The sequence below is a fragment of the Lysinibacillus sp. F12 genome (genome assembly GCF_057773605.1).
Window position 1 is genome coordinate 267681 of record NZ_JBYMLP010000002.1, and the last position, 21036, is coordinate 288716.

Sequence of the window (21036 nt, forward strand, 5' to 3'; positions counted from 1 at the left end):
TTTTATGCATTCTAGATACCAAATACAAGATAATGAACTTCCGCAAGCAATGCATTTTGTGTAAGTTGTGAACATTAACTAATTTTGGAACTCCATCATACTTATTCTTCCGAATAGCTCTCCTTTTTCAGAAATTTTTTCATAGCTTTTTTTTATTATTTTCGTTATTTCCCAAAGAAAATAACGATTGTTATATAACAAACGATTCTTCACCTTATTATGAATCTGGAATTTTAATAGCAGAATAATAAAATACAGAAAATTCTCTTTTAAGTGCAAATTTTCTCCCGCAATCATTTTTATTAGCAGCAAGCTATTTTAAGAATATTATATCAATAAAAATAATCACTCTCTTTCAAACAATATTTCTCTATTAAATCCTTAATATTTCTATGTTATTACCATAAAAATGAAATGACTAAAAATTATAAAAACTCAAAATTTAGTATTGCATTATAAGAATATCCCCCATAAAATAAGTGAATATAACGACGAACGAAAAAGAAATATGTCGTTTAAAACAGAAATATATAACTTTAGGGGGAATAATAATGGCGAATGTTTCTAGTAAAAAACAAGCACAACCTATTGATTATCATGCAATCGAGGCTATGGAATCGTTCAATAGTTTTGTGAAAAAGAAAAACACCTTTCTTTTTTCGATTACAGCACTGTTTCTTATTCTTTATATCCTACTTCCAATCCTCGCATTCCAGCCTGTACTACAACAAAAATTCTTCGGAAATATTACAGGGGTATGGGTGTACTCAGCTGGATTATTTGTGATGACTATCGTGCTCTGTACAGTATATGTAAAAAAAGCTGCTTCATTCGATAAAGCTGCAGCTGCTGTGTTAGCCGAGTATCAAACGAAAGGTGGTAACTAAATGAATATTGTATCCGTTGGTTTCTTTTTAGCTATTGTTGGTTTAACACTCGTTGTTACCTATATTGCAGCAAAGCGCACTTCCTCAGCAGCTGATTTTTACACAGCTGGCGGCGGATTAAAGGGATGGCAAAACGGGTTTGCCATTGCTGGTGATTATTTATCAGCAGCGGCATTTCTTGGGGTGTCGGGTGCGATTGCTTTAACTGGCTTTGACGGTTTCTTCTTCTCAGTGGGCTATGTTGTAGCCAATTTAGTGCTTTTATACGTTATTGCTGAGCCTATGCGCAATTTAGGCCGCTATACACTAGCTGACATGTTAACGGCTCGTTTTAATGAAAAGCGAATTCGTGGCGTAGCTGCATCAGGTACGATTATTATTGTGATTCTTTATATGATTGCACAGCTTGTAGGTGCAGGCGCATTGATTAAACTACTGTTCGGCATTGAATATTGGGTTGCTGTGTTAATTGTCGGTGTAATGATGACTACTTATGTTTTATTCGGTGGCATGACAGCGACGTCTTGGGTGCAAATTATTAAAGCTAGTCTACTATTATTCGGGACAGGCTTATTAGCAATATTAGTATTAGTGAAGTTTGATTTCTCTCTAATGAAAATGTTTGACACAATTGCAGTCGATCATGGGGAGGAATTCCTTGTACCAGGAATTAAATACACAAGCACGATTGATTCTGTCTCTATGATGATGGCCCTAGTTTTAGGAACATCCGGTTTACCACATATATTAATGCGCTTCTTTACTGTAAAAGATGCTAAAACAGCTCGTTCTTCTATTTCATGGACAACTTGGATTACAGCTATCTTCTTCTCGTTAACTATATTTTTAGGATTCGGCGCGTTAAACTTTGTCGGTCTCGATCAAATTTTAGCTGAAAGTAAGGCTGGTAACACAGCTGCTCCACTACTCGCACATTATTTAGGCGGTGATGTGTTAATGGCATTTATTGGGGCTGTAGCCTTTGCAACAATTTTAGCCGTCGTTTCTGGCTTAGTATTAACAGGAGCATCCGCGATTTCACATGATATATATGGAGAAATTATGAAAGGTGGAAAATTAACAGAAAAGCAACAGGTAGTTGCAGCACGTACAGGCTCTATTTCCATTGCAATTGTCTCTATTGTTTTGGCGCTGTTTGCACAAAGCTTAAACGTTTCGTTTCTAGTGTCATTTGCGTTTTGTATTGGTGCTTCCGCAAATTTACCTGTCATTCTTTATACTATCTATTGGAAGAAATTCAATTCTACTGGTGCTGTAGCAGCCATGCTAACAGGGTTAATTTCTTGTTTAATCTTAGGAGCGATGGGACCAAATGTATGGAGTCCTGTTGAAGGTGCAGCTATTTTTGTTGGTAAGCCACTTGTACCACTAGCTGTTCCGGCCATTATTACCATTCCATTAGGCTTTATTGCAGGTTATTTGGGATCAGTCCTTTCATCTAGTAAAGTACCGACTGAAGAGGCCGAGCGTATTTATAAAGAAATTCGTGTAAAAGCGAATACTGGCGTTTCTGTATCTGATATTTCACATTAATTTTTATGCACCTTATGCATAATGAACCGAAATTCAAAATATACAAAAAAATAGGCAAAAAATTCGATTTTTGGTCGAGTTTTTCGCCTTTTTTGTTATTCCACAACTAGCAATTTACTTATCGAACAATATTATTTGACTTCCAAAATACAGAAAAAAACCAATTTTCACTAAGGCAATAGTATTTAAATATGGATAAAAAATCTAGGCATTTTTATAAATTTATCGTTCTTTTTTTGTTAAGAATCTAGATTTCTCTTTGCTTCATTTATTTGTCTGAATATTCTAAAACCCTATATATTCTTGATTTAGGAGGTTATTTTCTCTTTCAGGACTATTTTCAGAAAAATTTTTTTTACATAATTTTTCTGAAATGTATTGCAATTTTGTGAACTCTTTCATAAAATGAGAATGTGAATTCACTAAACTAGCAAAATCAAGTCTTAAGGCAGAAAAAATATACACAAAATGGGGAATGTTAATGGCGAACAATCAAGCAAAAAAAGGTGTCGTGATTGACTATGATGCAATTGCAAACCAAGAATCGTTTAAGTCTCTTGTACGTAGAAAGAACTCTTTTCTTTGGTCTATGACTGCCATATTTTTATTGGCCTACATGTTGTTACCAATTCTGACATCGTACACAACAATTCTACACCAAAAGGCATTTGGGGAAATTACTTGGGTGTGGATTTATTCCGCAGGGCTATTCATTATGACATGGGGGTTATGTCATTTATATGTAGCTAAAGCAAATAGCTTTGACAGAGAAGCTAAAGCAATTATCGCAGAATACGAGAACGGAGGTGGCCACCGATGAATAACGGAATGAGCTTTACAGCCATATTCTTCTTTGTAGCCATTGTTGGTTTAACATTAGTTATCACATGGTGGGCATCTAAACGAACTTCTTCTGCAAGTGACTTCTATACAGCTGGTGGGGGCTTAACAGGCTGGCAAAATGGACTAGCTATCGCAGGTGACTATTTATCGGCAGCCTCTTTCTTAGGGATTGCAGGTGCAGTAGCACTATTTGGATTTGACGGATTCTTCTTCTCTATTGGTTATTTAGTCGCTTACTTAGTGGTATTATACATCGTTGCTGAGCCATTACGTAACCTTGGAAAGTTCACTTTAGCTGACATGATTACAGCGCGTTTCAATAATGCGAAAGTACGTGGAACAGCTGCTTTAAGCACTATTACCATTGTTTTATTCTACATGATTGCACAACTAGTTGGTGCAGGAGCACTTATTCAATTACTTTTAGGTATCGACTACTGGGTAGCTGTATTGATCGTAGGTTTCATGATGACAACTTACGTATTATTCGGTGGTATGACAGCGACTTCATGGGTTCAAATTATTAAAGCTTGTCTTTTAATGCTAGGTACAGTGATTATCTCATTCTTAGTATTAAAAGAGTTTGGCTTCAGTATTGCAACAATGTTCAAGGAAATGTCTACAGTGACTGATAATGGTGCTGCTTATTTAAATCCTGGTCTAAAATATACAGAGGGACTTGACACAATTTCAATGTTAATTGCATTAGTATTAGGTACTGCGGGTCTTCCACATATCTTAATGCGTTTCTTTACAGTAAAAGATGCAAAAACGGCTCGTTCATCTGTTATTTGGGCAACTTGGATTGTAGGTATATTCTACGTTTTAACCATTTTCTTAGGTTTCGGTGCAGCAGCATTCGTTGGAAAAGAAGATATTATTGCGGCTAACGCTGCAGGTAATATGGCAGCCCCTCTTCTTGCAGAAGCACTAGGAGGCGACATTCTATTCTCATTCGTTTGTGCGGTAGCATTCGCAACAATTTTAGCGGTAGTAGCAGGCCTTGTCCTTTCAGGTGCCTCTGCCCTATCACATGATATTTATGGTCAAATCATTAAAAAGGGTAAAGTTACTGAAAAAGAGCAAGTTCTTGCAGCTCGTATTGGCTCCATTACAATCGCTGTAATATCTATTCTATTAGCTCTTGGTGCACAAACATTAAACGTTGCATTCTTAGTATCTTTAGCATTCTGTATTGCAGGTTCCGCTAACCTTCCAGTTATTATTTACACAATTTATTGGAAACGCTTTAATACAGCTGGTGCTGTTACAGCGATGTTAACAGGCTTAATCTCTGCATTAGTATTAGTAGCTATGTCACCAAACGTATGGAATCCAGTTGAAGGCAAGGCGATTTTTGTTGGTGATCCGTTAATTATGTTAACGAACCCTGCCCTAATCTCTGTACCGCTTGGTTTCCTTGGTGGTTTCATCGGCACATTACTTTCTAAAGAAACTGATGATGCAAAATATCGTGAAGTTGACGTTAAAGCAAACACAGGTATTTCTGTACAGGACGTATCTCACTAAATCGATTTCATAAACCTCGTAAGTTCTTGCTTACGAGGTTTTACTTTTTCATTCATTTTCGTTACTATAATTGTTAAAAGGAGGGAATGAAAATGGCTCAATCTAGGGCGAAAAAGAAGCGGATGCATATAAAAAGAACTGCTGGCAAGGATGTAGAGAAAAATCGCCAATCCAATTCCTTCAGCACACATGAACGCACCACCAAAACAAAAACAGAGAAATTGATGCATGATTTTACTAAACATAAAAAGCAGTATACGGATAACTAATTGATATCCTATACTGCTTTTATTATTGTAGAAAACATAAGTGGCAATTGCCACGTTACCTTAAAGTCGATAAAAGTTTTTTGTATTCTGAGTGATAATTTTAGCCACTTGCTGAATAGACAATCCCTTGATGGCTGCAATCACCTCAATCGTCGAATGCATCATCCACGGAGACGTTGGTTTATTTGTAAAAGGTCCCTCAAACGACCATGGGCCATCTGTTTCTACCATCATTAAGTCAATCGGGTAGATTTGAATTAGCTGTTGAATTTCCTCTTCATACAATGCATCAGGCGTAATAGAGATAAAATAACCTCGCCGAATCATGCGTTTCATGACTGCCTCGTCCCCTTTAAACCAATGGAAATGAGCCTGACAAAGCTGATGCTTTTCTAGCAAATCGCACACGATGCTAGCATCCTCATATACAGCATGCAACACAATCGGTTTGCCCAATTCCTTAGCCAATACGATAAATCGTTCCAATAAAGCCTCATATGGACGAACATCCAAGGCTTGTTCTTGCCTTAAATAATAGGGTAAACCGACCTCACCAACCGCTACCATGTTATCACGATGCGCGCGAATCCAATCAAATAAAGCCTTCTCTTCTATTTCATCCAGTAAAGGCTGTTCAGGATGAAACCCAAAAGCCGCCTTCACCTTGGGATAGACCTTCGCTAAATGCAACGTCTTTTGACAGGAGGACAACTGCATACTTACCGCAATTAATGCCTCTACTTCTGCCAATAATGAAGGTATTTCCACGTCCTTATATTGATCTAAATGAATATGGGCATCAATCAACATTCAAATCCCCCTTTTCTTCCTGTAAATACGTGAATAACTGTTGCTTCAAGGCTGTGAATGTGGCAGAATGACGAATTTCTTCTTTGCGGGGGCGCTCAAATGGCACAATCATTTCTTTTTTCACTGTTGCAGGCCGTTTCGATAAAACAATTATACGATCGGCTAAAAAGAGGGCCTCTTCAATACTATGTGTGACGAATAAGATAGATTTTTTATGCTCTTCCCAAATGGATAGGAGCCATGCCTGCATTTCCAGTCTTGTAAATTCATCAAGCGCAGAAAATGGTTCATCTAGACATAAAATAGGTTTATCACTGACAATGGCACGGATAAAAGACACACGTTGTTGCATCCCTCCCGAGAGCTCGTATGGGTAAGCTTGACTAAAGGAAGCAAGCCCCACCTTTTCAAGCCAACCTTTTGCACGTTCAACATTTGGATTTTGCTGTAATTCCTCGACAATTGTTACATTCTCTAAAATAGTACGCCAAGGAAGTAAACAAGGCTGCTGTGGCATATAGCCAATTGCGCCTCTTTTTTGCTGAATCTCCTCTCCATTTAATAAAATCGTCCCTTGATCAACCAAAGAGACCCCACCAATTAATTGAAAAAGGGTACTCTTACCACTGCCAGATGGTCCTACTATGGCCACAAACTCACCATCCTTGACATCAAAGGAAACATGGTCAAGTACATGTAGACTGTCAAAGGATTTAGCGATGTTTTGAATGCTGAGCATGATAACCTCTCCCCTTTACCATTAATTTTTCAAGCAAGCGGATACTACTAAACAACAATAAGCTTAGCAAGACAATCGCAAAAATGGCGACAAACACTCGATCTGTACGGAAGGAAGATTGTGCTAAGGTCATGTATACGCCTATTCCCTTTTTTGCACCAAGCCATTCCGCAATAACTGCTCCCATTACACTATAGGTAGCAGCAATTTTTATGCCCGAGAAAATTGCCGGATAGGCATGTGGCCATTCTAATTTCCAAAACGTTTGGGCCTTCGTTGCTCCAATCATTTCGAAGTAATGCTTTAACTCGGGTGCTGTTTGACGAAAACCGTCCATTGCCGCAATGACAATAGGGAAAAAGCATACTAGACAAATAATGATGAGCTTTGGTAATAAGCCAAAGCCAAACCAAATAATAAGTAACGGCGCCAATACAAGAATGGGTATATTTTGCGACATAATGAGAATCGGATAAAATAACGACCGAATGAAAGTAAAACGATGCAAAACAATCGCCACGGTTAGACCACAGCCAACCCCAATAGCAAGTCCAAGTAAAGCTAATTCCACAGTAGCCAGGGCATGTGGCAGAAACGTTTGATATGATTGAAAGCCTTCCTTTAAGATTATGCTTGGTGCTGGTAGGAGCCAGGAAGGAACATCAGCGATATGCACAACAAGCTCCCATATGAATAAGAGGAAGGCGATAAACATTATCGTCCTTCCCTTTTGTAATGCCCGTTTCATGACTGATATTTCTCCGTTAATGTAGCCATGGTAATCCCATTTGGTTGATATAAAATTTTTACTTGTGTAATGACATTAATGGCTCCTAGCTCGACCATCTTAACATTCATTTTTTCAATGATTTGAAGAAGCGTTGTAAGCTCACCTTCCATTGTTGTTTCAAGGGGATGAACCTCATAGTTCACACCAGATGCATCAATAACCGCAATGGCCGCATCCACATAAGGAATGACATCCTCGTATTTCTCTGTCTTTGGAATGATTTGGACACTGATTAATGAATTTGCCATGTTAATTGGCCTCCTTTTTCGGTAGGAACTCATTCGTAAACGCCTGTTTAGCATCAAATTCGCCCTCTAACACTTTATTACTCGACATCCATTTAGCATAGTTTTCCCACACAGAAAGCTTTTGCTCCCCCCATTGATTAGCGTCATCCTGATACTTATCAGCCAACCACTCTTGACTTTTATGCACTAACTCCTTATCTAAGTCTGGTGCCGCTTCTAGTAAAATATCAGCCGCTTCATTCGGATGCTCGATGGCATATTCATAGCCCTTCGATGCAGCTGCAACAAAAGCTTTGACGCTGTCTGGATTGTTTTGAATCATTTTTTCATTGGTTGCTAAAACAGGTGTATAGTAATCTAACTGATCACTATAGTCCGTTAAATACAGCATATTAATTTTTTCCCCACGAAGCTCTGCCTCAATACCTGTCCATGCATAATAAATCCAAGCAAAGTCGATGTCCTTTTTCATCATCGTAAAGAAATCTAAATCTCCCGCATTGACAATGTCTAATTTATTAATATCAGCGTTTTCTTTTTGCATTAATGATTGTAATACCGCTTGTTCGAGAGGTGCTCCCCAGCCCCCATATGTTTTTCCTTCAAAGTCCTTTGGAGAGGTAATACCCTTTGACGCTACAGAAGCAAATCCAGATGTATTATGCTGGATGATGGCCGCTATCGAAACAAGTGGCACATCCTGAACACGAGCCTGTGTAATGCCCTCCTGATAACTCACGCCAAATTCTGCCTTACCAGAAGCTACGAGCTGATCGGCTCCTGCCTCTCCTGGCATTATAATATCAACATCTAAGCCTACTTCTTCAAAATAACCGAGCTTTTTCGCAACATACAATCCTGTATGATTCGTATTCGGTGTCCAATCGAGTACCACTGATACCTTTTTCTTTGTATCAGCAGACTGCTTGTCCTCCTTGTCGCTACAGCCTACTAACGTCAATAGAGTAGCTAATAGGATAAATAACCATTTTTTCATGCTAGGTCCTCCCAGTTTGTAATATGAAAGTGTTCATGAATGAATGTTGTCACCAGAAGAAAGCGTATTATACGGTTGGTAAGATATTGCTTAGAAAATAAAAAAACGCCTAGGATTCCTCCCAGACGTATTGCAATCAATCTCCAAAACATTTGCTTTTTTGAATAGATGTTCCCTACGCTGGTACGAGCCAAATCAGGTTCAAAGGGTCAGTGTCTATCGGACACAATCTCAGCTAGCCATAACTAGCCCCCCTACATTCTTTCGCTATGAACTTTTCGATGTTTATTATACCCATAGTTGATCTTAAATGACAAGATGCTAATTTTGGATAGTTGTGCCACTATAAACAAATAGCCCAGCTCTACTTATAGAGACTGGGCATGATGTTAGCTTGTTTTTTGTTCTTTTTTGGCCGTTAAAACATGTGAGATGGCTCCATCTGTTGCAATGTCCACTTTAAATGAACCATTAGAATGGCGATCAGCGCGCGTCAATGCATGGACATCGATAACCTCTTGTATGCCTTTTTCAGTTTCAATCACAACCTGCTCATCGTCTGTTGCTTGAATAACAGCGACAATTCGATGAGGATTTGCTTTTAATTCTGTAAGGACTTTAAGTCCACGCTTGGCACGACTTGCTATTTCTACCTCTGCGACATTCATTTTCTTTACAGCCCCTCGTTGTGTCACAATAACGACATATTGTGTTTCGTCTGGCTGTAGGACATTGACCCCGACTAAAGCTTCTCCATCTTTTAGCGTAATACCTTTAACACCGCCCGTTTTCACTCCAGTAACTGGTAGTTCTTCAATAGGGAAACGAATGGCATAGGCCGTATCAGTTGTTAAGAGCAGTTCCGCATCATCAGTTATAAACGATGCATAAATCATTGCATCGCCCGCTTTAACATTCATTGTTTTAATTGGCTTCGAATAACGCGTCACAGCATAATCTGCTAATGGCGAACGTTTAATTTGGCCATCTTTCGTAGCAGTTAAAATATACATATTTGGCTGTTCAAATGTTTCAAAGCCATAGACTGCAATAATCGACTCATCTTCACTTGTTGGCACAATACTTGAAATATGCTGTCCAAGGTCCTTCCAGCGAATATCAGGTAATTCATGAACAGGCTGATAAATATAATTCCCTCTATTTGTAAATAACAATAGATGATGTTGTGTATTTAAGTTTGCTTCATACAATAAGTAATCGGAATCTTTCATCGCAAAATCTTGACCGTTGGAGGCGGCATGGGATCGTGTAGATGTACGTTTAATATAGCCATCTTTCGTGACAGTCACTACAACCTCTTCACTTGGAACAAGGACATCTAATGTAATTTTAATTTCTTCTATTTCTTGTTCAATTTTCGAGCGACGTGGCTCTGTGAAACGTTTTTTAATATCTAGCAATTCTTGTTTAATGACGCGTACAAGTTTGGCCTCGCTTTGTAAAATTCCTTCTAGCTTGGCAATCAATTTGTTTAAGTCATCCTGTTCTTGACGGAGTTCTGTAATATCGGTATTCGTTAAACGATATAATTGCAGGCTCACAATCGCCTCTGCCTGTACCTCAGTAAAATCGAACTTCGCCTGTAAATTGAGCTTGGCGTCCTTCTTATCGTTAGATGAACGAATCGTAGCAATAACCTCGTCTAGAATAGATAGGGCTTTAATTAAGCCATCCACGATATGGGAGCGATCCTTTGCCTTTTGTAAATCATATATAGAACGATTTGTGACCACTTCTTTTTGGTGAGTAATATAGGAATCCAGCAATAATGGTAATGTCATCATCGTTGGACGACGATTATGAATGGCAATCATATTAAAATTGTAAGCTACTTGTAAATCTGTTGTTTTAAATAGGTACTGTAGAATCCCCTGTCCAGGAACATCCTTTTTCAGCTCGATAACGACACGTAACCCTGTACGATCTGATTCATCACGAATTTCAGCAATCCCTTCAAGGCGTTTATCTACACGTTGCTCATCAATTTTTTTCACAAGATTCGCTTTATTCACATCGTATGGTAATTCGGTAACGACAATTTGCTCTTTTCCGCCCTTGATAGGTTCGACCACAGCTTGTGCACGGACAATAATTTTACCGCGCCCTGTTTCATATGCCTTTTTAATGCCGTCTACACCTTGAATAATTCCGCCTGTAGGGAAATCAGGACCCTTGATAACTGTCATCAATTCATCCACTGTCACAGTAGGCTTGTCTAAGCGCATCAAAACAGCATCCAGCACTTCATCTAATGCATGCGGTGGAATATCTGTTGCATAACCCGCAGATATCCCTGTAGAGCCGTTTACTAATAAATTAGGGAAACGAGCTGGTAAAACAGTTGGTTCCATATCCTGGTCATCGAAGTTTGGCACGAATTCAACCGTTTTCTTCCCAATATCTCGTAACATTTCACCAGCAATTGCAGAAAGTCTTGCCTCCGTATAACGCATGGCTGCTGGTGGATCTCCATCAACCGAACCGTTATTCCCATGCATTTCTATAAGCATATGGCGAGCTTTCCAATCCTGACTCATACGAACCATCGCCTCATAGACTGAGCTATCTCCGTGCGGATGGTAATTACCGATTACATTTCCGACTGTCTTAGCCGATTTACGAAACGGTTTCTCATGTGTATTACCTTCCGTAAACATTGCATATAAAATACGACGCTGTACTGGTTTAAGACCGTCACGTGCATCTGGCAACGCGCGGTCTTGAATAATATATTTACTATAGCGACCAAAACGGTCACCCATTACTTCTTCTAAAGGTAAATCTTGAAACTTTTCTGTACTACTCATGCTTGGCCCTCCTCTTGTTGGATGAATTCATTTTCTAAAATGTTAGCATCATCCTCCATACCGAAGTCTACATTGGCTTCGATCCATTTACGACGTGGCTCTACTTTATCGCCCATTAACGTCGTGACACGTCTCTCTGCACGTGCACCATCCTCGATAGTGACACGAATTAATGTCCGTGTGTCAGGGTTCATTGTTGTATCCCATAGCTGGTCAGCATTCATCTCTCCAAGACCTTTATAGCGCTGTAATATGTAACCCTTTCCAACTTGTTTGATGGCCTTTTGTAAATCGTTTTCTGTCCAAGCATATTCAATCACTTCTTTTTTGCCAGTTCCTTTCGAAACCTTATAAAGTGGTGGTAACGCAATAAAGACTTTTCCAGCCTCGATGAGCGGACGCATATAACGATAGAAAAACGTTAGTAGCAATACTTGAATATGCGCACCATCCGTATCAGCATCGGTCATAATGACTACCTTATTGTAGGCTGAATCCTCCACAGCAAAATCTGTACCTACACCTGCACCGATCGCATGAATAATCGTTGAAATTTCTTCGTTTTTCATAATATCTTGTAGCTTGGCTTTTTCTGTGTTAATAACTTTCCCACGCAGTGGTAATATCGCCTGGAATGTTCGATCACGACCTTGTTTTGCAGAACCACCCGCTGAATCACCCTCGACTAAATATAATTCATTTTTCGCCGCATTACGTGACTGTGCAGGCGTTAATTTCCCAGACAGAATCGTACTACCCTTTTTGTTTTTCTTACCATTTCGTGCATCCTCACGGGCTTTACGAGCCGCCTCACGCACTTGCTGCGCACGAATCGCTTTACGCACAAGAGACGCTGACAATTCAGCATTTTCCTCTAGCACATATAAAATTTGCTCAGACACCACACTATCTACCGCTGAACGAGCCTCACTCGTACCAAGCTTGCCCTTTGTTTGTCCTTCAAATTGTAATAAGTGCTCTGGAATACGAACAGATACGATAGCCGCTAAGCCCTCTCGAATATCCGTTCCTTCTAAGTTTTTGTCCTTGTCCTTTAATAAGCCAATTTTTCTTGCGTATTCATTAAAGACACGCGTCAAGGCTGCTTTTGCACCGGTTTCATGTGTACCGCCATCTCGTGTACGTACATTATTGACAAACGATAAAATCGTTTCAGAATAACCATCATTATATTGGAAGGCAAACTCTACTTCAATATCGTCTTGAATACCCTCAACATATTTCACAGGATGAAGAACATCCTTCTCTTCATTCAAATACGCAACGAAAGCTTCAATGCCGTTCTCATAAAAGAACACATCATTTTTGCCTTCCTCGCGCTCATCGATTAATTCAATTTTTAAGCCCTTTAATAAAAAAGCCGACTCACGTAAACGTTCTGCTAAAGTATCATAATTAAATTTTGTGACAGAGAAGATTGTTTCATCAGGTAGGAAATGAACAAGCGTTCCTGTTTGTTTTGTTTGACCAATTTCTTCAAGTGTTGTCACTGGATGTCCACCATGCTCGAAGCGCTGGCGATATTTTTTCCCATCACGATGGATGGTTACTTCTAAAAAAGTTGATAGCGCATTCACAACAGAAGAACCTACACCGTGCAAACCGCCACTTGTTTTATAACCACCTTGTCCAAACTTACCACCTGCGTGTAGGACGGTAAAAATAATTTCAGGAGTAGGTTTACCCATCTTATGCATACCAGTTGGCATTCCACGGCCGAAATCGCGTACGCTAATACTCTGGTCTTTGTGAATCTTGACAATAATATGAGATCCAAAGCCAGCCAATGCTTCATCCACCGCATTATCTACGATTTCATACACAAGGTGATGAAGTCCACGGCCATCTGTCGAACCGATATACATGCCTGGTCGTTTGCGCACCGCTTCTAATCCTTCTAATACTTGTATAGCGTCATCATTATAGACGCTAGGTGACTGTTTATTCGTCAACAAAATTCCCCTCCAAAAAACAAACACATGTTCTATTTATGTTCTCATCCTAATAATAATAGCATTTCCTGTCAATAGTTAGCGACAGGTCCAATTAAATTTTTAAAAATTGCTCACAGTTTTAATAAACATTTCAATAGTAAACATCTTCAACAGTTGCTTAAAATTGGAATTTAAGCAAGACAGACAACCACTAGTATCCGTAAACACCTGACGCATCGTAGCTTATTTAGTTGCAAAATAGTGTTTCTGCGTCATTCCATGTAAATGAATAAAGTTAGACTTCTATTCTACCAAAGGAATGAACGATTGACAAAATTGCCATTTTGCCTAAATTTTAAGAAAGACTTTTTTCGTGCCTTCATCAATCATGTCTAAAAGCCTATCTCCAACTTACATTTAGTTTCTTTTGTATTGAATTCAAGACTCCTTAGGAATTCTCCTTCATAACATTGTAGATTAGCAAGAAAAAGTGTAAAATACTTGTTACAAACTATTAGTACCAAGTGATGGACTATGAATGAAAGGAGTCCAACTATGATCAATGGACTTATTATTTTATGTGCTTATCTAATCGGCTCTATACCTTCAGGGCTATGGATAGGTAAAATTTTTTATAATACCGATATCCGAGAACACGGAAGCGGTAATCTAGGAGCAACGAATACATTTCGAACATTAGGAAAAAAGGCCGGTATTGTTGTGACTGTGATGGATGTTCTAAAAGGGACTGCCGCTGTCTTACTAGCTGCACTTCCCATATTCTCAGACAGTTCTATTCATCCCTTAATCCTAGGTCTTGTTGCAGTGATTGGTCATATGTTTCCGATTTTCGCCAATTTCCGTGGTGGAAAAGCCGTTGCCACATCTGCAGGTGTTTTATTAGGCTACTCATGGCCATTGTTTGTCTTGCTCCTAATTGCTTTTCTTGTGACATTGAAACTCACAAAAATCGTCAGCCTAACATCTATGATAGCCGCTTTAGTAGCACTTATCTATTCAATCGTTTATTATTTTGTTACAGGTGACTTTGCATTAAGCATCTTGGTAGCCTTTTTATTTACCTTTATTATTTATCGTCACCGTGCCAATATTGCACGTATTAAAAATGGCACTGAGCCAAAGGTAAAATGGCTGTAGGAAGAGAGGAGCATTCGCTATGAAAATTGCACTGACAAATGAAGCCCTACAATGGTTCAAGCAAGAGATGGAAGTAGAACCAGGCGATACTATTCGCTTTTATGCACGCTATGGTGGCTCAAGTCCTTTTCACGAAGGCTTTTCACTAGGTATGACGCGAGAAGAGCCCATTGCTATTGGAGCTGAAGCAGTCATTGATGGCGTAACCTATTACATCGATGAAAAAGATTTATGGTTCTTTAACGATCATAACTTACATGTGGACGTGGATGCTAGTTTAGATGAATTACAATACGAGTATCGTACATAAAACAGTATTTTCCTTTCAGTCTTTGAAAGGAAATACTGTTTTTTTATTTGAAAAATAGTAGCTAGAATTTCATTCCTTTTTCGTTTATCTCCGCATAAAGTTGTCCATTCTATAAATAATGAACATTCATTTGAGGAGGAAAGCGCATGTCCATATCAAACAAGATCGATCCCTCCCCATCCCTTACAACGGACGATTTATTAAATACTTCCCTTGCCAAAAATATAAAGGTCATTCAAAACACTCTTGGTCATAGCAATGACATCATTATACGAGAAATTACAATTGGTGAAGCTGAACCCCATCGGCTCGCTATTATTTCCATTGATGGCTTATCCGATAAAACCATGATTTCGGATTCTGTCATTGATAAATTAATGGCGAATATTGAGGAAGAACAAGAAATAGAAATTACTACCATAAATCAATATGTGCGAAGTTCCTATTTAACTGTTGGTGACGTGATGAATATCGAGTATTTTACCACACTTTATCATGCCATACTGAATGGTGAGACCGTTATTCTATTAGATGGCTTTGCGGAAGGCATTGTAACAAGTACGAAAAGTGCGAAAGACAGAGCTGTGACAGAGCCATCAACCGAATCCGTCATTAGGGGACCTCGAGAGTCCTTTACTGAAACTTTACGCACTAATACTGCGCTCATTCGGCGCAAAATAAAAAGTCCAAACCTTTGGATTAAGTCCCGTGTCATTGGTGAAGTGACACAAACAGATGTCGCCGTGATGTATATACATGGTATCGCCAGTGACAAAATTGTTGCAGAGGTGTTAGCGCGGTTAGACCGCATTAATATCGATGGCATTTTAGAAAGTGGCTATATTGAGGATTTTATTCAAGACTCCAAAAATTCCATGTTTCCAACCGTTTATAACTCCGAACGTCCTGATGTGATTGCTGGCGAATTATTAGATGGTAAAATAGCCATTTTGGTAGATGGAACACCCTTTGTTTTAGTGGTGCCTGCATTATTTACTTCCTTTTTGCAATCTGCGGAGGACTACTACCAACATTGGATCATTAGTTCCCTCATTCGTATCTTACGTTTCTTTGGTATTAGTTTGGCATTGGTAGCACCATCTCTCTATGTTGCGATTACGACGTTTCATCAGGAAATGCTACCGACGCCCATGCTCATTAGTATTGCTTCACAACGAGAAGGCGTGCCCTTCCCTGCTGTAGTAGAAGCACTTATTATGGAGCTTGCCTTTGAGATACTAAGAGAGGCAGGGCTTCGAATGCCGCGAACAATCGGTCCAGCGGTGTCCATCGTGGGTACATTGGTTATCGGACAGGCGGCGGTAGATGCCGGTGTGGTCTCAGCAGTTATGGTTATTATTGTAGCATTGACGGCCATTTGTAGCTTTTTATTTCCTGCTTATGGGTTGTCCAATACGATTCGTGTACTGCGTTTTCCATTAATGATTTTAGCTGCTATGTTCGGTCTATTTGGCGTAATGTTTGGCATTATAGTCATTATTCTTCATTTATGCAGCATTCGTTCATTTGGTGTACCATATTTAAGCCCATTTGCTCCATTCATTATACAGGACCAAAAAGATGCTTTTTTATTACTCCCACGCAGACATTTATTAAAACGTCCACGTTTGGTGAATCAGAAAAATGTTGTCAGAGGGCATAAATATGTCACAAGAACAGGCAGGAAATAAAACTACTGAACAAATGAGGAATGAAATATGGCAAAAGTAAAAACAATTTGCTTACTATGCATCCTCCCTTTACTGTTAAGTGGCTGCTGGAGTAAGCGTGAATTAAATGAATTAGCCATTGTCGTAGCGCTTGGAATAGATAAAGTAGAGGACGAATTTGAAATTACTGTTCAAATCGTTGATCCTAGTGAGGTTTCAATGCGACAAGCTCCCACTCAGCGCACCCCAGTTATTAGCTATCATTCGAGGGGGGAAACAATTTTTGAGGCCATTCGTAAAATGACAACTATTGCTGCACGGAAACCCTATTTTGCTCATTTACAAGTAGTTGTCTTAGGTGAAGACCTCGCCAAAGAAGGAATAAGTGATTCATTGGATTTGATTGCACGAGACCATGAGTTTAGAAAAGATTTCGATGTCATTATGTCTCATGAGGCTACAGCTAAGGAAGTGTTAAATGTTCTTACCCCTATCGAAAAAGTGCCTGCTAATAAAATATTAAATTCGCTCAAGGTTTCTGAAAAAGTTTGGGGCTCTACAATTGCTATTAATATAGACGAATTGGTCACGAGGCTCAACGAAAAGGATAATGGCGCATTGATTTCTGCCATTGAAATTCACGGGGACAAACGATTAGGTGCCGATAAAACAAACGTCCAACGTGTTAAAACTCCTGTGTTATTAAAATATGCAGGATTGGCTGTCTTTAAAGGAGATCGATACATTGGTTTACTTTCAGAGGGAGAAAGTAAAAGTATTAGCTTCCTCAGTGACAAAATACAAAGTACCATTGAAATCGTCAACTGTCCCAAACAAGGTACGCTGTCGACTGAGATTACGCAATCCTCCACAAAAGTAAAGGGGTCATTTCAAAATGGGAAACCGCAAATTGATGTCCAAATAGATGTGGAGCAAAATGTAGGTGAGGTCGAATGTAATATTAATCTCACAAAAAATAAAACGATGGATTATATCAATAAAAAAACAGCACAAGGCATCGATGAACGTATTGAAAAAACGTTAGAAAAAATTCAGCAGCAATACCAAGTGGATGTTTTAGGCTATGGGGATGCCCTTCATCGTGCAGATGCTAAACAATGGAAAAAAATCAAAAATGATTGGCCAACTATCTTTCCTGATCTTCCTGTCCATGTTCGTGTAAAAGTAACGACACAAGGCTTAGGGACAATGCAAAATTCATTATTAAAAAAGCCAAAGGAGGAATAGTAGCATGGTATTAGCGGTAGCTGTCTTCATTATTTCGGTCATTATTGCATTACTATTCATCCCAAAGCTCAAAAAGCAAAAGGAAACCAAGACCATTCTTGTTTTTTCTATTCTTTTACTAATTGGGACAGCACTTAATATGGGTATTGCCCTCAAAATAAATATCCCGAGCCCTTTAGATTTCGTAACTTTTATTTTTACACCCATTAAGGATTTTATCGTTTCACTCACAAAATAGTAGACACATCGACATGTATGGGAGGACAGTTAAATGGAAAAAGAAGTCATTAGTTCAAGACAATTTACAATCATTACGTCCCTCCTTTCTATCGGTACAGCCATTTTGATTATCCCTTCAACTATTGCAAGCTCCAGTAAGCAGGATGCATGGATTGCTGCAAGCATTGGCGTTGTTCTTAGTTTACTAGTGGTGAAATTATTTTTGACGTTAGGCAACCAAACACCCACACTGAATTTTATTGAGGCAAATGAAAAAATTTTCGGTCGCTTTTTTGGAAAAATTACAGTGATTGGTTTTCTGTCCCTTACCCTATTTTCGGGAGGAGAACTATTATACTTTATTGGCATTTTTATGAAAACTGAGGTAATGCCAGAAACACCCACACTGGCATTCGCCTTGTTGTTTAGCATTATTATTATGTATGCTGCCTATTTAGGCTTAGAGACCTTTGCTCGCTCAGCAGAAATACTTTTCCCTATGTTTATCTTAATTTTTATTTTCTTTATTATTTGTATTACTCCACAAATTAAGTTTGAAAATATACAACCAATTATGGAAGTATCCAAAACATCACTGTTCTATAGTATTATTCGCTTTATGAGCGTCTTTTCTTTTTCCCTAGTTATGTTATTAATGATTTACCCTGCCAGTGTCAATGTCCAGCAATCCTCAAAGAAAGGATTTTACATAGGCACGATTCTCGGTGGATTTGTTTTAGTAACATTGATTACCCTTTGCATACTTGTATTAGGGGCAGCCAATACGGCTTCCCGAACTTTTCCTAGCTATGCTTTAGCACAGAGAATCTCGATCGGCAACTTTTTACAGCGTATTGAAATTATTATGGCTTTTATGTGGATTACATCTATTTTTATTCGAACCTTTATGTACTTCTATACAACGGTTGTGGGAATTGCACAAATTATGAAACTGAAGGATCACCGCCCACTTATCTTACCAATGGGTATCATTATGATTGGTCTTTCACAAATTATTCATCCTGATATTGTCCATTCCGACAATTATAATAATGAAATTTGGCCTATCTATTCATTTATTTTCACCATTTTATTACCTATCCTGCTACTTATTGTAGCCGTCATACGTAATCGAAAATCACAAGGGAATGCGGCTGCGAATGCTAATCAGGGGCAAGTAACTGATGTGGGTAATACGGATGCTAATCAAGGAAATCAACCTAATCCTGCTAATACGGATTCCCAACAGGATAATCAGATGAAACCTAATAATAGGGATGTCAATCAAGATAATCCAACTAACGATGCTACTACTGATTCCAACCAGGATAATCAGATAAAACCTAATAATAGGGATGCCAATCAAAATAATCAGACTCACCATGCTACTACTGATTCCAACCAGGATAATCAGATGAAACCTAATAATAGGGATGCCAATCAAGATAATCCAACTAACGATGTTACTACTGATTCCAACCAGGATAATCACAGTAAACCTGACAAAATGGATGCCAATCAAGATAATCCAACTAACGATGTTGCTACAGATTCCAACCAAGATAATCACACTAAGCCTGATAAAATGGATGCCAATCAAGATAATTCAACTAACGATGCTGCTACAGATTCCAACCAGAATAATCAGATGAAACCTAATAATAGGGATGCCAATCAAGATAATTCAACTAACGATGCTGCTACAGATTCCAACCAGGATAATCAGATGAAACCTAATAATAGGGATGCCAATCAAAATAATCCAAATAACGATGCTGCTAGTGATTCCAACCAAGATAATCAGACTCACCATGCTACTACTGATTCCAACCAGGATAATCACAGTAAACCTGACAAAATGGATGCGAATCAAGATAATCCAACTAACGATGCTGCTACAGATTCCAATCAGAACCATCAGGCTAAACCAGATATTACGGTTTCTGACAAGAAGAATTTAGAATAACAAAGTCTAATTCCTTCAGCTACTTAGCGAAGAAATTAGACTTTTTTATTGTTATTTAAATATGATATTCAATTTCGTCCACAAAGTCCCATTCATATGGTGTCTCTTGGTATACATAGTAGTTCAACCAGTTGGAGAACAATAAATGTGTATGGGCACGCCATGTATTCATCGGTTCCTTTTCTGGATCATCATTTGGGAAGTAGTTTACTGGAACGTTGATATCAATGCCCTTGGCAACATCGCGACTGTATTCATCAGCCAGTGTTGTCGCATCATATTCTAAATGACCTGTAATCATAATGTTTTTATTATCTTTAGATTGCACGATAAACACACCTGCATCCTCTGAATAGGATAATAAGCGTAAGTCTGGATGATTGCGAACCTCGTCAATCGAGACAGATGTATAGCGAGAATGAGGGGCTGTAAATAAATCACTAAAGCCTCGTACTAAATCCACTGTTAAATCAGTAATCACATGAGAATAAACGCCGGAGCATTTAGCAGAGAGCTCTATTTTTCCAATTCCATAATGATGATATAACGCAGCCTGTGCCCCCCAACATATATGTAGCACGGATGTCACATTCTTTTTAGACCAATCCATAATTTCAGCAATTTCCTGCCAATAGTTAACCTCTTCAAATGGCATTTTTTCTACAGGTGCCCCAGTAATAATCATACCATCATAACGTCGGTGACGAATTTGGTTAAACGTTGTGTAAAATAATTGTAAGTGAGATTTACTGACATTTTTAGATTCATGAGTAGCCGTGTTTAAAAAAGTAATATTGACCTGTAATGGTGTATTTCCTAGTAAACGTAATAATTGTAGCTCCGTTTTTTCTTTTTCGGGCATTAAATTTAAAATTAATATGTTTAATGGACGTATTTGCTGTGTTCTCGCACGATCCTCTTCCATCACGAAGATTTTCTCCTCACGTAAATGCTCCCCAGCAGGTAAATTTTTCGGAATATTAATTGGCATCTAGCATTCCCCTCTCTTTTTTGC

Annotated in this window: 19 protein-coding genes and 1 riboswitch; of the genes, 11 read left to right on the top strand and 8 right to left on the bottom strand. The window is 38.7% G+C overall.

Annotated elements, in window-relative coordinates:
* Window positions 1-551: 551 nt before the first annotated feature.
* The 5 genes from AC3CH7_RS08325 (at window position 552) to AC3CH7_RS08345 (ending at window position 5083) form a co-directional block, all read left to right on the top strand.
* Window positions 552-887: a DUF485 domain-containing protein gene (locus AC3CH7_RS08325; protein ID WP_012294615.1), complete on the top strand. Its 336-nt coding sequence runs from the start codon at window positions 552-554 to the stop codon at window positions 885-887.
* Window positions 888-2441: a solute symporter family protein gene (locus tag AC3CH7_RS08330; RefSeq protein WP_036161769.1), complete on the top strand. Its 1554-nt coding sequence runs from the start codon at window positions 888-890 to the stop codon at window positions 2439-2441.
* 481 nt (window positions 2442-2922) lie between these two features.
* Window positions 2923-3261 (top strand): DUF485 domain-containing protein, encoded by a 339-nt coding sequence (locus tag AC3CH7_RS08335; RefSeq protein WP_031416022.1) that lies wholly within the window; start codon window positions 2923-2925, stop codon window positions 3259-3261.
* A gap of 8 nt (window positions 3262-3269) precedes the next feature.
* Window positions 3270-4814: a solute symporter family protein gene (locus tag AC3CH7_RS08340; RefSeq protein ID WP_036163773.1), complete on the top strand. Its 1545-nt coding sequence runs from the start codon at window positions 3270-3272 to the stop codon at window positions 4812-4814.
* Window positions 4815-4906: 92 nt separating this feature from the next.
* Window positions 4907-5083 (top strand): hypothetical protein, encoded by a 177-nt coding sequence (locus AC3CH7_RS08345; RefSeq protein ID WP_227256847.1) that lies wholly within the window; start codon window positions 4907-4909, stop codon window positions 5081-5083.
* Between the two features lie 60 nt (window positions 5084-5143).
* Here the strand turns inward: AC3CH7_RS08345 and AC3CH7_RS08350 are convergent, their stop codons facing one another.
* From AC3CH7_RS08350 to parE, 7 genes are all read right to left on the bottom strand, one after another.
* Entirely contained in the window at window positions 5144-5893 is a 750-nt protein-coding gene (locus AC3CH7_RS08350; protein ID WP_036161772.1) for a TatD family hydrolase, read from the bottom strand.
* Window positions 5883-6632 (bottom strand): ABC transporter ATP-binding protein, encoded by a 750-nt coding sequence (locus AC3CH7_RS08355; RefSeq protein WP_012294620.1) that lies wholly within the window; start codon window positions 6630-6632, stop codon window positions 5883-5885. Before AC3CH7_RS08355 ends, AC3CH7_RS08350 begins: the two co-directional genes overlap by 11 nt.
* Window positions 6607-7380 carry an ABC transporter permease gene (locus AC3CH7_RS08360; RefSeq protein WP_488381677.1) on the bottom strand — a complete coding sequence of 258 codons (774 nt, stop codon included), beginning with the start codon at window positions 7378-7380 and terminating at the stop codon, window positions 6607-6609. Before AC3CH7_RS08360 ends, AC3CH7_RS08355 begins: the two co-directional genes overlap by 26 nt.
* Window positions 7377-7670, bottom strand: a complete 294-nt coding sequence (locus AC3CH7_RS08365; RefSeq protein ID WP_012294622.1) for a thiamine-binding protein — start codon at window positions 7668-7670, stop codon at window positions 7377-7379. Before AC3CH7_RS08365 ends, AC3CH7_RS08360 begins: the two co-directional genes overlap by 4 nt.
* 1 nt (window position 7671) lies before the next feature.
* Entirely contained in the window at window positions 7672-8667 is a 996-nt protein-coding gene (locus AC3CH7_RS08370; RefSeq protein ID WP_012294623.1) for an ABC transporter substrate-binding protein, read from the bottom strand.
* A gap of 155 nt (window positions 8668-8822) precedes the next feature.
* A riboswitch (TPP riboswitch) is annotated at window positions 8823-8933 on the bottom strand.
* A gap of 123 nt (window positions 8934-9056) precedes the next feature.
* Window positions 9057-11495 carry a DNA topoisomerase IV subunit A gene (parC, locus tag AC3CH7_RS08375; RefSeq protein WP_447402360.1) on the bottom strand — a complete coding sequence of 813 codons (2439 nt, stop codon included), beginning with the start codon at window positions 11493-11495 and terminating at the stop codon, window positions 9057-9059.
* Complete coding sequence (gene parE / locus AC3CH7_RS08380) at window positions 11492-13468, bottom strand: DNA topoisomerase IV subunit B (RefSeq protein ID WP_031416030.1); 1977 nt, start codon at window positions 13466-13468, stop codon at window positions 11492-11494. Before parE ends, parC begins: the two co-directional genes overlap by 4 nt.
* A 537-nt stretch (window positions 13469-14005) precedes the next feature.
* On the opposite strand from parE, the gene plsY reads away from it, so the two are divergent.
* The 6 genes from plsY to AC3CH7_RS08410 all read left to right on the top strand — a co-directional run bounded on the left by plsY (window position 14006) and on the right by AC3CH7_RS08410 (window position 20021).
* A complete protein-coding gene (gene plsY, locus AC3CH7_RS08385) occupies window positions 14006-14608 on the top strand; it encodes a glycerol-3-phosphate 1-O-acyltransferase PlsY (RefSeq protein WP_031416032.1) in 603 nt (200 codons plus the stop codon).
* 19 nt (window positions 14609-14627) lie between these two features.
* Complete coding sequence (locus tag AC3CH7_RS08390; protein WP_031416033.1) at window positions 14628-14918, top strand: HesB/YadR/YfhF family protein; 291 nt, start codon at window positions 14628-14630, stop codon at window positions 14916-14918.
* Window positions 14919-15064: 146 nt separating this feature from the next.
* Entirely contained in the window at window positions 15065-16609 is a 1545-nt protein-coding gene (locus tag AC3CH7_RS08395) for a spore germination protein (protein ID WP_488381678.1), read from the top strand.
* Between the two features lie 27 nt (window positions 16610-16636).
* Window positions 16637-17836: a Ger(x)C family spore germination protein gene (locus AC3CH7_RS08400; protein ID WP_197223908.1), complete on the top strand. Its 1200-nt coding sequence runs from the start codon at window positions 16637-16639 to the stop codon at window positions 17834-17836.
* A gap of 4 nt (window positions 17837-17840) precedes the next feature.
* On the top strand, window positions 17841-18074 hold the full coding sequence (locus AC3CH7_RS08405) for a hypothetical protein (RefSeq protein WP_197148445.1): 234 nt from the start codon (window positions 17841-17843) through the stop codon (window positions 18072-18074).
* 33 nt (window positions 18075-18107) lie between these two features.
* A complete protein-coding gene (locus AC3CH7_RS08410) occupies window positions 18108-20021 on the top strand; it encodes a GerAB/ArcD/ProY family transporter (protein ID WP_488381679.1) in 1914 nt (637 codons plus the stop codon).
* 55 nt (window positions 20022-20076) lie between these two features.
* Here the strand turns inward: AC3CH7_RS08410 and metA are convergent, their stop codons facing one another.
* Entirely contained in the window at window positions 20077-21012 is a 936-nt protein-coding gene (metA, locus tag AC3CH7_RS08415; protein WP_012294631.1) for a homoserine O-acetyltransferase MetA, read from the bottom strand.
* Window positions 21013-21036 lie beyond the last annotated feature (24 nt).